The sequence below is a fragment of the Bacteroides sp. 214 genome (genome assembly GCF_010501015.1).
In the GTDB taxonomy this organism is placed as follows: Bacteria; Bacteroidota; Bacteroidia; order Bacteroidales; family Bacteroidaceae; genus Bacteroides.
Genome location: NZ_QVML01000018.1, coordinates 28,373 through 42,733 on the forward strand (window position 1 = coordinate 28,373; position 14,361 = coordinate 42,733).

10 protein-coding genes and 1 CRISPR repeat array are annotated in these 14,361 nt (G+C 39.6%); of the genes, 5 read left to right on the forward strand and 5 right to left on the reverse strand.

Features of this window, described 5'->3' with window-relative positions; translation table 11 throughout:
- Window positions 1-128 precede the first annotated feature (128 nt).
- Entirely contained in the window at window positions 129-815 is a 687-nt protein-coding gene (locus D0T50_RS11805; protein ID WP_163223735.1) for an OmpA family protein, read from the forward strand.
- A gap of 21 nt (window positions 816-836) precedes the next feature.
- Entirely contained in the window at window positions 837-2,081 is a 1,245-nt protein-coding gene (locus D0T50_RS11810; RefSeq protein ID WP_163223736.1) for a DUF5103 domain-containing protein, read from the forward strand.
- A 45-nt stretch (window positions 2,082-2,126) separates the two neighbouring features.
- On the opposite strand, the gene D0T50_RS11815 is transcribed toward D0T50_RS11810, so the two are convergent.
- From D0T50_RS11815 to D0T50_RS11830, 4 genes are all read right to left on the reverse strand, one after another.
- Window positions 2,127-3,899: an oxaloacetate decarboxylase gene (locus tag D0T50_RS11815; protein ID WP_163223737.1), complete on the reverse strand. Its 1,773-nt coding sequence runs from the start codon at window positions 3,897-3,899 to the stop codon at window positions 2,127-2,129.
- Window positions 3,900-4,232: 333 nt separating this feature from the next.
- Complete coding sequence (locus tag D0T50_RS11820) at window positions 4,233-4,739, reverse strand: RNA polymerase sigma factor (protein WP_163223738.1); 507 nt, start codon at window positions 4,737-4,739, stop codon at window positions 4,233-4,235.
- Window positions 4,740-5,250: 511 nt separating this feature from the next.
- A complete protein-coding gene (locus tag D0T50_RS11825) occupies window positions 5,251-5,859 on the reverse strand; it encodes a trimeric intracellular cation channel family protein (protein WP_163223739.1) in 609 nt (202 codons plus the stop codon).
- Between the two features lie 8 nt (window positions 5,860-5,867).
- The gene (locus D0T50_RS11830) at window positions 5,868-6,755 is read right to left on the reverse strand and encodes a glycosyltransferase family 2 protein (protein WP_163223740.1); all 888 of its coding nucleotides are present in this window, start codon (window positions 6,753-6,755) and stop codon (window positions 5,868-5,870) included.
- 194 nt (window positions 6,756-6,949) lie between these two features.
- Here D0T50_RS11830 and D0T50_RS11835 point away from each other — a divergent pair, with 194 nt between their 5' ends.
- Genes D0T50_RS11835 through D0T50_RS11845 form a run of 3 tightly spaced genes read left to right on the forward strand, consistent with a single transcriptional unit; the run spans window position 6,950 to window position 11,765 of the window.
- Entirely contained in the window at window positions 6,950-9,505 is a 2,556-nt protein-coding gene (locus tag D0T50_RS11835; RefSeq protein WP_163223741.1) for a DUF5686 and carboxypeptidase-like regulatory domain-containing protein, read from the forward strand.
- 16 nt (window positions 9,506-9,521) lie between these two features.
- Window positions 9,522-10,796: a replication-associated recombination protein A gene (locus D0T50_RS11840; protein ID WP_163223742.1), complete on the forward strand. Its 1,275-nt coding sequence runs from the start codon at window positions 9,522-9,524 to the stop codon at window positions 10,794-10,796.
- Window positions 10,797-10,808: 12 nt separating this feature from the next.
- The gene (locus tag D0T50_RS11845) at window positions 10,809-11,765 is read left to right on the forward strand and encodes a D-2-hydroxyacid dehydrogenase (RefSeq protein WP_163223743.1); all 957 of its coding nucleotides are present in this window, start codon (window positions 10,809-10,811) and stop codon (window positions 11,763-11,765) included.
- A 12-nt stretch (window positions 11,766-11,777) separates the two neighbouring features.
- Here D0T50_RS11845 and D0T50_RS11850 read toward each other — a convergent pair whose 3' ends face one another.
- Window positions 11,778-13,217: a monomeric [FeFe] hydrogenase gene (locus tag D0T50_RS11850; protein WP_163223744.1), complete on the reverse strand. Its 1,440-nt coding sequence runs from the start codon at window positions 13,215-13,217 to the stop codon at window positions 11,778-11,780.
- A gap of 194 nt (window positions 13,218-13,411) precedes the next feature.
- A CRISPR array of direct repeats spans window positions 13,412-14,352; the repeat unit is 30 nt; unit sequence ATTTCAATTCTACAACAGTACGATTAAGAC.
- Window positions 14,353-14,361 lie beyond the last annotated feature (9 nt).

The following is a 14,361-nucleotide window of genomic DNA, read 5'->3' on the forward strand; positions in this document are numbered from 1 at the left end:
CCGCTCTCAGGGCACTCATACCCGCATTATATAAATTTTTAACATAAAAAGGTCCATATTTGGAAATCAAAAACTACTTTTGCATTGTTTTAAAGCATTACAAAACTCACTTTTAAAAACATTAACTGATGAAAAAAATCAAATTTACAGCTCTATTTTTGAGCATGGCGATGGTAATCTCCTTAGGATTAGGAGGGTGTAATTCAAGCAACACAGTAAAAGGAACAGCTATTGGTGCTGGCTCTGGAGCTGCTCTTGGAGCAATTGTAGGCGGTATTTTTGGTAAAGGAAAAGGTGCTGCTATTGGTGCTGCGGTAGGAACAGCAGTAGGTGCTGGTACCGGTGCTATTATTGGAAACAAAATGGATAAGAAAGCCGCCGAAGCTGCTGCCATTGAAGGTGCCAATGTAGAGAAAGTTGTAGACGTAAACGGTTTGGATGCTGTAAAAGTTACATTCGACTCGGGTATCTTGTTTGGATTGAACTCTTCTACTTTGAGCGAAAACTCCAAGAGTGCATTACGTCAATTTGCCAATGTATTGAAGAGCGACGCAACCTTGGACATTGATGTGATAGGCCATACCGACAAAACAGGTACATACGAAGTTAACCAACGTGTATCTACTCAACGTGCACAATCTGTACGCAACTACTTGCAAAGTTGTGGTGTAGGTATCAACCAATTCAAACACGTAGAAGGTGTAGCTTATGACCAATATGACGAATCATTGAGTGCAGCTCAAAACCGTCGTGTTGAAGTATTTTTGTACGCTAGTGAACAAATGATTAAAGATGCACAAGCAGCTTCTAACTAATTAATAAAAATGCATAAACACATGAGGTATTTGTGTGTTATCTTATTTAGCCTTGGTTTGTTGTCTCTTTGGGGACAACAAACCAAGGTTTTTTCTTCGGATATACGAACTGTACAAGTGGTGAAGAACGAAACATTCGATGCCTTTCCTGTATTAGAGCTGGGAACAGATGATTTTGTAGATGTTTCTTTCGACTTACTTTCGCACGATTATCGAAGATACACCTATGTTATTACACATCACAACGCTGATTGGAGTGCCTCGAATGTACAAGACATTCAATTCTTAGAAGGATTTAATGATAACCCGGTGGAAGATTATGAATATTCGCGTGCCACAACTGTAGATTATACACACTATAAGCTACGACTACCGAATGAATATGTACACTTTAAGATTTCGGGCAATTACGTAGTAACCTTCTATGAGGAGGGAGATAAAAACAAACCCGTTCTTAGCACCTGTTTTCGTGTGTTTGAAAAGAAATCAAGCATTTCGATAGATGTTAGTTCAGATACTGATATAGATAGAAACACTGTACATCAACAAGTTAGTTTTCGTGTAGATCACAGTGGCTACCAAATACGCAATCCACGTGATGAAGTGCAAGTGCAAGTGTTACAGAACAATCGCACGGATAATATGGTAACGAATATAACGCCTAGCTTTATTGGCGGAAATGAGCTACGCTATGAACACAAAAACGAATTGATTTTTCCAGCAGGTAATGAATATCGTCGCATGGAATTTGTCAGCACACGCTATTTGTCGCAAGGCGTAGAAAGCATAAGCTACCTCAATCCTCATTATAACGTTTTTCTTTATCCGAGCGAAAAGCGTAATGACAATTATATCTTCGACCAAGATCAAAACGGAAGGTTCTTAATCCGAAATTCCGAAGCTCATGATAGTGACACGGAAGCCGATTACTTCCAAGTGCATTTTGCGCTACCATGGCGTGAACGTGTGTTATCACAAGGGAAGATCTATTTGGAAGGTAGCTTTACGCATAATCAATTTATACCGCAATACCAACTAAATTATAATATTGAGCTAGAACAATACGAAACGGTTCAGCTTCTGAAACAAGGAGCCTATAACTATCAATACATTTATCTTCCTGATGGTGATTGCAAAGGTAACACCGCTTTGCTCGAAGGGAATTATTACCAAACAGAGAATGAATACCGTGTATTGGTATATCATCGCCCATTTGGCGAACGCTATGATAAATTAATAGGTTACGCGGAAGTCCTTTTTAAATAGACCACCACGTAACCCTACACTATTATTAAAAAAACCTGAGGTTAGTTATGCAACCTCGTGTATCCTTTCAATATAAGCAAGTATGTCGCCTTTGTTCACAATCTCACCTTGTTTAGCACATACTTCAATGATACGTCCATTAAACTTAGCCGGTACTTTATCAATGGTATTCCACGGTGTAGCAATGTAACAGAAAGTATCGTCTTCAAAGAATTTATGACCAATTTCGGGCGGCATAGAGGCAGCTGTGATGTCATATTCCCAATACACCCTACCCTTTTCGCGAGCTACGATAGGTTCGGCTTTGGCTCGTTTCAGTTTCTTGATATCTTCTTCTTTGAAGCCTTTAGTAGATAAAGATGCGTTTTGCGCACGTTCCAGTTCTTCTTCAAAACGTTTTTTGGCAACACCCGATTTATAATCACGATACTGACGGTCGTGCATAGCCAGTTCAAACAATTCTTCATCGTCTTCGCCAACATCCCAACCTTTTTCTTCCATTTCCTTGCGGTATTCGTCCAACTTATCCGGATAGTTTTGTTGTGGATCGGCATCGGTAAAGTTTAATCCTTTTGAATTGGCCAACTCAACAATTTCGGAGGATAACTCGCCGGGAAGCTTACCGCTTTTACCTAAAATCATATCCCATGTATGCGAGTCTATCATGTTCCAGCGTTCTTCGCCTTTGACCATTGCCATTACATTCATCAGCGCCACGTTCTTCACATATTGACTGAAAGGTGTTACCAATGGTGGGTAACCCAATTTTGGCCATACATACTCCACTTCATCAAACAGCATCAATAGCAAATCGTCAATACTCAACTCTTGCTTTCCATTTGAATTAAGGTACATGTTGATACCCGAATGTACACCTTTCAAATCTGCCATCATTGATCCCATCATACCACCGGGAAGCCCTGACTTCAGTAGCAAGGAAGACATATATTTATTGGTATCATCCATAAAGAAGCCCAAGAAGTCGTCGATAAATTCTTGCGTCATTGCACGTGCTTTCATGTATGCTTTCATGTTGATTTCCGGAACTTTAAACCCTTTATCCTTTAGCATTGCTTGCACTGAAATTACATCCGGGTGCACCTTGCCCCATGAGATTGGTTCCATAGCCACATCAATAATATCTGCACCGTTTTCGCAAACCTCAAGGATAGATGCCATAGACAAGCCTGGCCCTGAGTGTCCATGATATTGCAATATAATTTCAGGATGCTTATCTTTGATAGCTTTGGTTAATCTTCCAAGCATACCCGGACGACCAATACCAGCCATATCTTTCAAACAAATTTCCGTAGCACCAGCTTCAATTAACTGATCGGCTATAGCGGCATAGTACTCTACCGTATGAATAGGCGAATAGGTAATACAAAGAGTGCCTTGTGGTGTCATTCCCGCTTCTAATGCGTATTTAATAGATGGAATTATATTTCGTACATCGTTCAATCCGCAGAAAATACGGGTAATGTCTACCCCTTGAGCATGCTTTACCTTATACATCAACTTACGCACATCGGCAGGAACAGGAAACATACGTAGCCCGTTCAACCCTCTGTCTAACATGTGTGTTTTGATTCCTACATCATTGAAAGGCTTGGTAAAAGCGCGAACGGCTTTGTTGGGATTTTCTCCATACAGGAGGTTTACCTGTTCAAAAGCGCCACCGTTTGTTTCTACTCGTGCGAAACATCCCATTTCAATAATTAGCGGCGCAATGCGCTCCAACTGATCTAATCGTGGTTGGTATTTACCCGACGATTGCCACATGTCTCGATATACGAGACTAAACTTAATTTCCTTCATAGATTTAATAATGTATTTAGATACGGTTTTTACACTACAAATATAGAGAGTGTTTTTTGAATTAAAGAAATTTTTCTTTATTAAAAGAACTACAAATAGTATGTTTAATATCATGTTTTCCAGCAGTGCATAAGAAGCCATAAATACCCCTATTTGCCGCTTTCATTTATATTTGAAACATAATCAAGCGAATTATTTTCAATCTATAAATAAACACTTCCTTTTTTATTCAAAGTATTCGAAAAAGACAATAAGGTAGTCATCATTACTCTACAATTACAAATTTTTGTAGAGTAATATTTTTATAAAGAAGAATACTATTAGGGGAATGAATTATGCAATGAAGTCTACTAGCTTTTTTTGCAACTTTTGCCGGGTAGAAAATATGCGACTTTTAACAGTGCCCAACGGAAGTCCCAATTTCTCGGAGATTTCGCAGTATTTGAAACCCGAAATGTACATAGAAAAAGGCAGTCTGTATTCTAGAGGTAAAGTGTTGACTGCTTGATATATTTCCTTTAGATCGCAGTATGTTTCCGTATCATCTTTGCCCGAGACCTGCAGGGAATTGCTGTATATAATCTCTGTTTGTTTAGCATACAACTGTTTGCGTACAATTCTGCGATAGTTGTTTATAAAAAGATTCTTCATAATTGTGTATACCCACCCCTTAAGGTTCGTTTCGGGGGTATATTTATCTTCATTATCTAAAGCCTTGAGTATCGTTTCTTGCAACAAATCATCTGCCTCTTCTGTATTTGACGTCAATTTCAGTGCAAATCGATGTAACTCATTTTGTATGCTAATAAGCTCTTTTCTAAAACTTAAGTTTACTTTCATAATTCTGGTTTTGTTTTTATTGCTTATTAAATTTGAAGCAATTGATAGTTTTATAATGACTTGAAGTTAATAAAAAAGAAGAGGTTTTGTTTTTTAGAAGGTGTTTTAGACTGTTTGATAAGAATATTCAAGAGTTTTAGAACAATTTGATGTTACAAAAATGAAACAGCTTGCAAAAACAATTTCAATTATTGGTTCGTTTAAATCTAATTGGACGTAGACTATATGTATACACTCACGGCTAATTTTCGGATCATTAAATAGTATAGCCGTGTGCTCCAAATACTTGAAGCGTCAAGTATAAAGAGTTGACGCGTCAAGTATTTGGGGCTGAAATACCCCTCTCAGAAGCGTCTTAGTGCACGTTGTTTTTTGGGGGAATAAGCAGAAATGTAAAGAGAGGACAAGCACCAAAAAAGATTTCGACTTGAGCCTATTTTTTTGAGTGTTTTTGTGTTAAGAAAACAGTGGGAAAAGAAAGTGAAATCAGAGATAAGAGTTCGAAAAGAAATTATTCTCCGTTAAGTTTGGGCAAGCCAAGTTGAAACTTAACAGCAAACAAACGCACAACAAGCACAGATGCTCCACTGAGTATTTGTACAACCAACAAGTTGAATCCAAACATGCTGCATCCCCAATAAACGATTCCACCTATCACACAAGCCAAAGCATATATCTCTTTACGGAATATAAGTGGTATTTCGTTGATGAGTATATCACGAAGCACCCCTCCTGCCGAACCGGTAATGCCCCCCATAATAATAGCAATCCAAAAAGGATAGCCTAAAGCAAGCGTCTTTTCTACCCCTACAACGGTAAATAGTGCAAGCCCAATAGTGTCGAACATAAAGAAGGTGTTGTTCAAGTGTACTAATGATTTACTGAACAGTATTACCCAAAGCAACGCAAGCCCCGAGCAGATAAGAAAGATTGGTGCAGTCATCCAAAAAGGGGTTACATCCAACAATAAATCTCTAACAGTACCGCCACCAATTGCTGTGGCAAGTCCTACTACGTAAGCGCCAAACCAATCGAAATTCTTTGCCGAAGCAAGACGAATACCACTGGTTGCGAAAGCAAACGTTCCGAGAAATTCTATTATCTGAATAAATGTAGGCATGGCTCTATTTACGGTAATTTTGTTGTTTTCAGGCTGCAAAGATAAGCCAATTTATAAAAAGCAAATAATTTAAGTGAAGGAGAAGTACCACAAAGGTTCTTTTCGATGCTTTTTTGAGTCATTGCAAAAAACCATGCTACAGGTTTCACCAACCTCATACACTTGATGGTATGATAGATTTTCAGTAGTCGAACCATAGAACGCATCTCTTCTTCATGTCCAACAAGATTCTGTACTGCCCGCCTCGTCTTAAATAAAAAAACTTCATTATTGCACGAGTGATTGTGATAAACAGGATTATCTATATGTACAACGGGGATATTTTGCTGTTGCAAGCGCATACCAAACAAACTATCTTCATAGCCCAAATGGAAGCTTTCGTCGAACAGTACCTGCAGAAACACTACACGTGGAATGAGAAAACACATCGTGATAAAGCTGTGGTATGGCCGTCGCAGTCGCTCCTGCAACGAACGCTCTTCTACATGAATACCATAATAGTATCGTAGCAAATATTCTGCTGGCGGTAGTTCGCGTTTATAAACAAAGCCTCCATAAACTACACTATTCTCTGTTGTAGCTTCGAGGTATGCTTTGATGAAGTTTGTGCTTACAGGAAAGGTATCCGAATCAACAAAAAGCAGATATTTATAGCGTGCTTGCCGTGCCAGGTAGTTACGTAACTTTGCCGGTCCCATATTCTCTTTCATCTCTATGAAACGAGCATTGCTTAACTCGGCTATTTGCTGGTTTGCTACCCTTGCTGCATCTACCACAGAGCAATCATCTGCCACAAGCATCTCGAAAAGGATGCCCGCGGATGTAGCCTGGCAATGTAGTTCTTTTGCCAGTTCTACGCATGACAGGTTGTATGTGGGTATCAGTATGGATAACATTCTGTTTATTTTGCTACAAAACTACAATAAAAAACAGTGAATTCTTGAGTTACTGTCTAAAGAAAACACTCTAGAATAATTATTCCGTGCTGAATTTAGAGTGTTTCTTTAAGTTAACATCTATTTTCTTAGACTATATTAGTAAACAATTCGACTGTTAATTATTAACTTTGTCACCTTATGTTTAAAATATTATGGCAAGAACGTATTGCAAATTCATCATATTACTGTTTGTAGTTCTTTTTAGTAATCAGGCATACTCCCAAATCAAAGGAGTAATAACAGATTCAATAACCAACGAGCCACTCATGTATATTTCTGTGTTCTATGAAGGAAAAGGTGTGGGGTCGGTTTCCAATGTAAAGGGAGAGTTCACTGTTGAGACTCGTAAAGGATGGAACGAGCTAACATTCTCGGCAGTAGGTTACAACACAAAGGTTGTTAAGATAACACCCGACACGAAATTTCTTAATATTAAGATGTCTGAGGACTCATACATGTTGAGTGAGGTGGTTATTAAACCAAAACGCGAACGCTATTCTCGCAAAGATAACCCTGCAGTGGAGTTTATGCGCAAAGTTATTGCTAATAAGAAAGCTCAAAATCTCGAGGAAAACGATTATTACCAGTACGATAAGTATCAGAAAATGAAAACCTCAATAAACAACGTTACCGACGAAATGTTTACTGAGGGGCTTTTCAAGAAACTCTCCTTTATGAAAGAACAAGTTGAAGTTTCTCCCGAAAGCCAAAAGAAAATTCTCCCTATCTCCGTACAAGAAACAGCCTCACAAACAATTTACCGCAAGGATCCGCACAGCGAAAAGTCGATAATTAAAGGAATGAATTCTAATGGTATTGAAGAGCTATTCTCTACCGGAGGTATGATGGGAACTGTTCTTACCGATGTATTCTCTGATGTGAATATTTACGATAATGACATTCGCCTATTGCAACAACGTTTTGTTAGTCCCATCTCTAATTCGGGTATTTCTTTCTATCACTACTATCTTATGGATACAGTTATGGTAGACAGGAATGAATGTGTACATTTGAGCTTTGTTCCTGCCAATTCACAAGACTTTGGTTTTACCGGACATCTTTATGTTTTAAAAGATTCTACTTATGCTGTGAAAAAATGCACGATGAACCTACCCAAGAAAACTGGTGTGAACTTTGTGGAAAACTTAGACATTACGCAGGAATTCACCCAACTACCTAATGGCAACTGGGTGTTGACTGACGATGACATGGTAGTGGATATGACAATATTTGGAGCGAACACAGGTGTACAGGTACGACGTACCACCAAATATACCAATTATGAATTTGAGCCCATTGAAGCACGGCTATTCAGGCTGCGTGGAACTGTTATTAAAGAAGCAGATATGCTCAATAAAAGCGACGAATTCTGGGCACAGGCACGGCAAGTTCCACTTACCGAAACAGAAAGTTCGATGGATTTATTTGTAAATCACTTACAACAAATACCCGGTTTCAAATTTATCATCTTTGGTGCAAAAGCATTAATTGAGAATTTTGTGGAGACGGGGAACCCTAGTAAATTTGACTTTGGCCCTATTAATACGATTTATTCCAGCAATTTTGTTGACGGCACACGTTTTAGATTAAGTGGACAAACTACTGCTAAGCTGAATCCAAACTGGTTCTTGAAAGGATACGCGGCATATGGTCTTAAAGATGAGCGTTGGAAATATGAGGCTGAACTCACCTACTCTTTCGACAAACGCGAATTCTTCCCATGGGAATTTCCACGACACAACTTGTCTGTTGGTTACCGTTATGACGTAATGTCGCCTATGGATAAATATTTAGCTACCGATAAAGACAATATGTTTGTCTCTATGAAAGCAACCAAAGTAGATCAAATGTCTTATATCCGCGATGCTTCGGTGAAGTACGAATTAGAAACAAACTCCGGATTTTCTGTAGTAGCAACAGCACGTTTACGCAACGACGAACCCGCAGGAAGACTAGAGTATATAAAGAATGATGATGCACAAACTATAATCAATGACATTTCAACTACTGAATTGGGTGTAGTGCTACGCTATGCTCCGGGTGAGACCTTTATCAACACCAAACAGCGTCGTCGTCCTGTATCACTCGACGCACCTATTTATACACTTTCGTACACAATGGGTGTGAAAGATGTTTTTGGTGGTGATTACAACTTCAACCTTACCGAAGCAAGTATTTGGAAGCGATTTTGGCTTTCATCGTGGGGAAAAGTAGATGTTTTCGTAAAAGCGGGTGTTCAATGGGATAAAGTACCGCATCCATTACTGATACTTCCTGCAGCTAACCTCTCATACATTACACAGAAAGAGACGTTCAACCTCATTAACAATATGGAGTTTATGAACGACCGCTATGCTTCTATCTCTTTTAATTATGACATGAATGGCAAACTTTTTAATCGCATACCATTACTTAAAAAACTAAAATGGAGAGAAGCCTTTCGTTTCAAGGCATTATGGGGCGATTTGTCGAACAAGAATAATCCGTTCAAAAATCCGGGAGATGGAGACTTATTCCTTTTCCCAATGCGCGATGGCGAATATACCAGTTTTGTTATGGATCCCAAGACTCCTTATATGGAAGCGAGTGTTGGTATATACAATATCTTTAAGCTGATTCATGTGGAGTATGTGCGCAGATTGACCTACCTCGACAATCCCGGTATCAACAAGCACGGCATACGCTTCATGATTCAGATGATATTCTAACGAAATCATATATGCTATGACAAAACCACTGGCAGAAAGACTTAGACCCAATACGCTGGACGAATATATCGGACAAAAACACTTGGTGGGTCCGGGTGCTATCTTGCGTAAGATGATTGATTCGGGGCGTATATCCTCATTTATCTTGTGGGGACCTCCGGGTGTGGGTAAAACAACACTTGCAAACATCATCGCCAATAAACTTGAAACACCTTTTTATACGCTGAGTGCTGTAACTTCGGGTGTAAAGGATGTGCGTGAGGTGATTGAAAAAGCAAAGAGTAACCGTTTTTTTTCGCAAGCAAGCCCTATTCTTTTTATTGACGAAATACACCGTTTCAGCAAATCTCAACAAGATTCTTTGTTAGGCGCAGTAGAAAAAGGGGTTGTTACCTTAATTGGTGCAACAACAGAAAACCCTTCATTTGAGGTTATTCGTCCGTTACTTTCACGTAGTCAGCTTTATGTGCTCAAATCTCTCGAAAAAGAGGATTTGCTTGAATTACTTAATCGCGCTATTAAAACAGACGTGGTTCTCAAAGAGCGAAGTATCGAATTAAAAGAAACAAATGCTATTCTTCGTTTTTCGGGAGGAGATGCCCGCAAACTGCTGAATATATTAGAACTGGTTGTTGAATCGGATAGTGCCGACACGGTTGTTATTACCGACGACATCGTAACCGAACGCCTTCAGCAAAACCCCTTAGCGTATGATAAGGATGGAGAAATGCACTATGATATCATCTCTGCCTTTATCAAATCTATTCGTGGTAGCGACCCTGATGGTGCCATTTATTGGTTGGCACGCATGGTCGAAGGTGGTGAAGACCCTGCCTTTATTGCTCGCCGATTGGTTATTTCTGCTTCCGAAGATATTGGACTAGCCAACCCTAATGCTCTTTTACTTGCAAATGCTTGTTTTGACACATTGATGAAAATTGGTTGGCCCGAAGGGCGTATTACGCTTGCACAAACCACTATTTACTTAGCCACAAGTCCGAAAAGCAACTCTGCCTACATGGCAGTAGATGCAGCCATTGAGTTGGTACGCCAAACGGGTAATCTTCCTGTGCCACTTCATTTACGCAATGCACCTACTAAATTGATGAAGCAGCTAGGATATGGACAAGAATATAAATACGCGCATAGCTACGAAGGAAATTTTGTGAACCAACAATATCTGCCCGATGAACTAAAAAACAACCGGATATGGATGCCGCAAGGTAATCCTGCTGAGGATAAACTCACTGAGCGAATGAAAATGTTATGGGGCGAGAAATATAATAAATAATAAATTTAGTCTATGAAAATTGTTGTTTTAGATGGTTTTACCCTCAATCCGGGTGACCTGTCATGGGATGAATTAAAACAGTTGGGCGAATGTGAAATATACGATCGCACTGCCCCCGAAGAGGTTCTGCAACGCGCTGCCGGTGCAGAAATAGTTCTAACCAATAAGACCGGACTCCCTGCAGAGTTCATCAACGCCCTACCCGATTTGAAATATATCGGTGTACTTGCCACAGGCTACAATGTCCTGGATATAGAAGCAGCTAAAGCTCGTGGAATCATCGTAACAAACATACCGGCTTACAGCACTCCTTCAGTAGGTCAATTAGTCTTTGCACACATTCTCAATATAACTTCGCAGGTAAAACATCACTCGGACTTAGTACACCAAGGTCGTTGGGAGAAGAGTCAGGACTTTACATTTACCGACACACCACTTATTGAGCTCTTAGGAAAGAAAATAGGTATTGTTGGGTTAGGTCAGATTGGCTATAACGTAGCTCGTGTTGCCCTCGGATTTGGGATGAAAGTATGGGCATACACCTCAAAATCGCGCTTACAACTCCCTCCCGAAATTAAAAAGATGGAGTTAGACCAATTATTCCATGAATGTGACATTATTACACTCAATGTCCCCCTCAATGATGCTACCAAAGAAATGGTAAATGCCAAACGCCTTGCTTCTATGAAGCCAAGTGCTATTATCATTAATACAGGTCGCGGTGAACTTATCAATGAACAAGACCTTGCGGATGCCTTGAACAACGGAGTTATTTATGCCGCCGGTTTGGATGTGTTATCAACAGAGCCACCCAAAGCAGACAACCCGTTGCTGACCGCAAAGAATTGTTATATCACACCACACATTGCTTGGGCTACGTATGCTTCGCGCCAGCGCTTAATGAAAGTAATGCTGGAAAATATAGAAGCGTATCAAGCTGGGAAACCGATAAATAATGTAGCAAAATAAGCTACAGTTACTTTATCGTATCTTCATCAATTCTTCCATCAGCTGTTGTTGTGCTGCCGATGCCTCTACTCTTGTGCAGGGGCCGGTAACACAGCCTCCTTCGCACGCCATAACTTCAAGGAACTGCGCCGGGGCATTGCCACCTTTGGCATACGAACGTAATAAAGCCACATTTTTCTTTGTGAGGTTGGCAACTTGTATGGCATTTACATCTTTGCCATTAAGCTGAGCTTTGATTGCCTCAATAACGCCACCGCTTTTGGCAAACCCATGTGCTTCTTTACTCGAGGCAAAAGAAACAGAATAAGGTTGCATATCTGCTAAGTTTATTTCAAAACCTGCCAACATCGAGCCTAGTTCCTCAAATGTAAGGGTAAAATCGGTATAAGGGTCATTTTTCACTTCCTTACGTTTCGCCACACACGGGCCTATGAACACCACAACAGCATCGGGCGATTTTTCTTTTACCACTTTAGCCGTATAGTACATTGGTGAACGTGTAGAAGAAACATATTTCTTCATACCAGGAATATGTTTTTCTACCAATTGCATGTACGACGGACAGCAACTGGTGGTCATAAATGGTTCTTTGCCGTTTAATTTTTCTATAAACTCTTCGCTTTCACAACGGGTTGTTTCCATTGCTCCCTGTGCTACTTCCACTACATCCGAGAAACCCATATTGCGTATTGCGCCATACACTTGTTCCAGTGGAGCCTTAAATTGTGAAGCTATAGAAGGAGCAACAATAGCCACTACCTCCTTGCCATTGCGAATACGTTGTAGCACATCAAAGACCTGTGATATTTCAAAAATAGCACCGAATGAACAAGCGTTAATGCACTTGCCACAATAGATGCACTTGGATTCGTCGATACTTTCAATACCATATTCATCCTTTTTAATAGCTTTTACCGGACAGGCTTCCTCACAAGGAACCGGCATATATACAATGGCATGATAATGACAGCTTTGATGACACTTACCACACGAAATACAGGTATCATGATCTATTTCGGCTTTTCCGCTTTTGTTGAAGTGGATAGAACCTTTGGGGCAATTGAGATAACAGCTGCGAGCTACGCAGCCACGACAAAGATTGGTGATTTCGTAATTCACTTGCACGCACGATGAGCATGCCTCGTCAATAACACACATCAAGTTCTCCTTTTCGTTTGTAGAACGAGAGAGGGCTTTCTTTGCATAATCCGAAAGTGGTGTAAGTTCGTCGACCTCGTCGGACATATCAAAACCAAGCAAAGGAAAAGTCTTGTATTTCCACACAGCGCGTTCTTTATGCACACAGCAACGTCCGTGAACCTTCATCTGACGGGGGGTTAATTCAATTGGCAGACGGTCTATTTTCTCTGTCAACTGCTCTTCTTTCCAGAGCTTTACAAGCTTCGCCAGCAACTTGTGGCGCACAATCATTACATTGTTGGTAAAGGCCATATCTTCGTTCTTTTCTAAATTTGCCGCAAAGGTACATAAAAAGTTTCTATATAGCTTTTATTAACAAGTCTTTAATAAGTTAAAGCAATACATTTGTATAAAAGCACAAATAGCAGTTTAGAAAGAATTTTGTTTGAGAAAGATAGGCATTGGTGTATTTCAATCTCCAATAATTGAAAAAACTCCGTTTCTTATATTGTATTTTACAACAGTACGATTAAGACGCTACCGAAGTGTCTGGATAGGCTTCTTTGTAAACATTTCAATTCTACAACAGTACGATTAAGACACATTGGTTTCGACGAGTCCGAAACCTATAATATCATTTCAATTCTACAACAGTACGATTAAGACCCAGTGTATTACACGGTGCTCGTTGTGCTTATAGTATTTCAATTCTACAACAGTACGATTAAGACTCTTGATGCCATGGTGGGCAAGAACGGTGTGCAGGTATTTCAATTCTACAACAGTACGATTAAGACGAGTTCGACGAAGAAGATATAGCGCCTTATAAGTATTTCAATTCTACAACAGTACGATTAAGACTAATCCAGTAACATTATACTTTATTCCTGTAGGCTATTTCAATTCTACAACAGTACGATTAAGACTCAGCTTGTAACACTTAATGGATTGAAAGAATGGATTTCAATTCTACAACAGTACGATTAAGACTCCGACAAGGGTATGAAAATGCAGCCACGGAAGAATATTTCAATTCTACAACAGTACGATTAAGACACCTTGATTGTCTTGTTTGAATTGGATGTTTTGCATTTCAATTCTACAACAGTACGATTAAGACCTTCGTACAAGATGCAATTTCTTCATGTGATTTCTATTTCAATTCTACAACAGTACGATTAAGACATGGATACTTGGGCGGTTGCATTTTCTTCCGTCTTTATTTCAATTCTACAACAGTACGATTAAGACACTGCCAACGCAACAACTTTTGCACATCTTGCGGAAATTTCAATTCTACAACAGTACGATTAAGACATTGCAAGGTGCATTGGATGGCTTGGAAAAGTCAAATTTCAATTCTACAACAGTACGATTAAGACGTTGTCCTCTATCAGAATCGGCATTGTTGTTCGGTATTTCAATTCTACAACAGTACGATTAAGACCCCTATAAA

Coding starts and splice junctions, on each gene's coding strand:
- D0T50_RS11850 (WP_163223744.1), bottom strand. CDS start 13,217: ATGGCCTTTACCAACAATGTAATGATTGTGCGCCACAAGTTGCTGGCG.
- D0T50_RS11825 (WP_163223739.1), bottom strand. CDS start 5,859: ATGCCTACATTTATTCAGATAATAGAATTTCTCGGAACGTTTGCTTTC.
- D0T50_RS11840 (WP_163223742.1), top strand. CDS start 9,522: ATGACAAAACCACTGGCAGAAAGACTTAGACCCAATACGCTGGACGAA.
- D0T50_RS11815 (WP_163223737.1), bottom strand. CDS start 3,899: ATGAAGGAAATTAAGTTTAGTCTCGTATATCGAGACATGTGGCAATCG.
- D0T50_RS11835 (WP_163223741.1), top strand. CDS start 6,950: ATGGCAAGAACGTATTGCAAATTCATCATATTACTGTTTGTAGTTCTT.
- D0T50_RS11830 (WP_163223740.1), bottom strand. CDS start 6,755: ATGTTATCCATACTGATACCCACATACAACCTGTCATGCGTAGAACTG.
- D0T50_RS11820 (WP_163223738.1), bottom strand. CDS start 4,739: ATGAAAGTAAACTTAAGTTTTAGAAAAGAGCTTATTAGCATACAAAAT.
- D0T50_RS11810 (WP_163223736.1), top strand. CDS start 837: ATGAGGTATTTGTGTGTTATCTTATTTAGCCTTGGTTTGTTGTCTCTT.
- D0T50_RS11805 (WP_163223735.1), top strand. CDS start 129: ATGAAAAAAATCAAATTTACAGCTCTATTTTTGAGCATGGCGATGGTA.
- D0T50_RS11845 (WP_163223743.1), top strand. CDS start 10,809: ATGAAAATTGTTGTTTTAGATGGTTTTACCCTCAATCCGGGTGACCTG.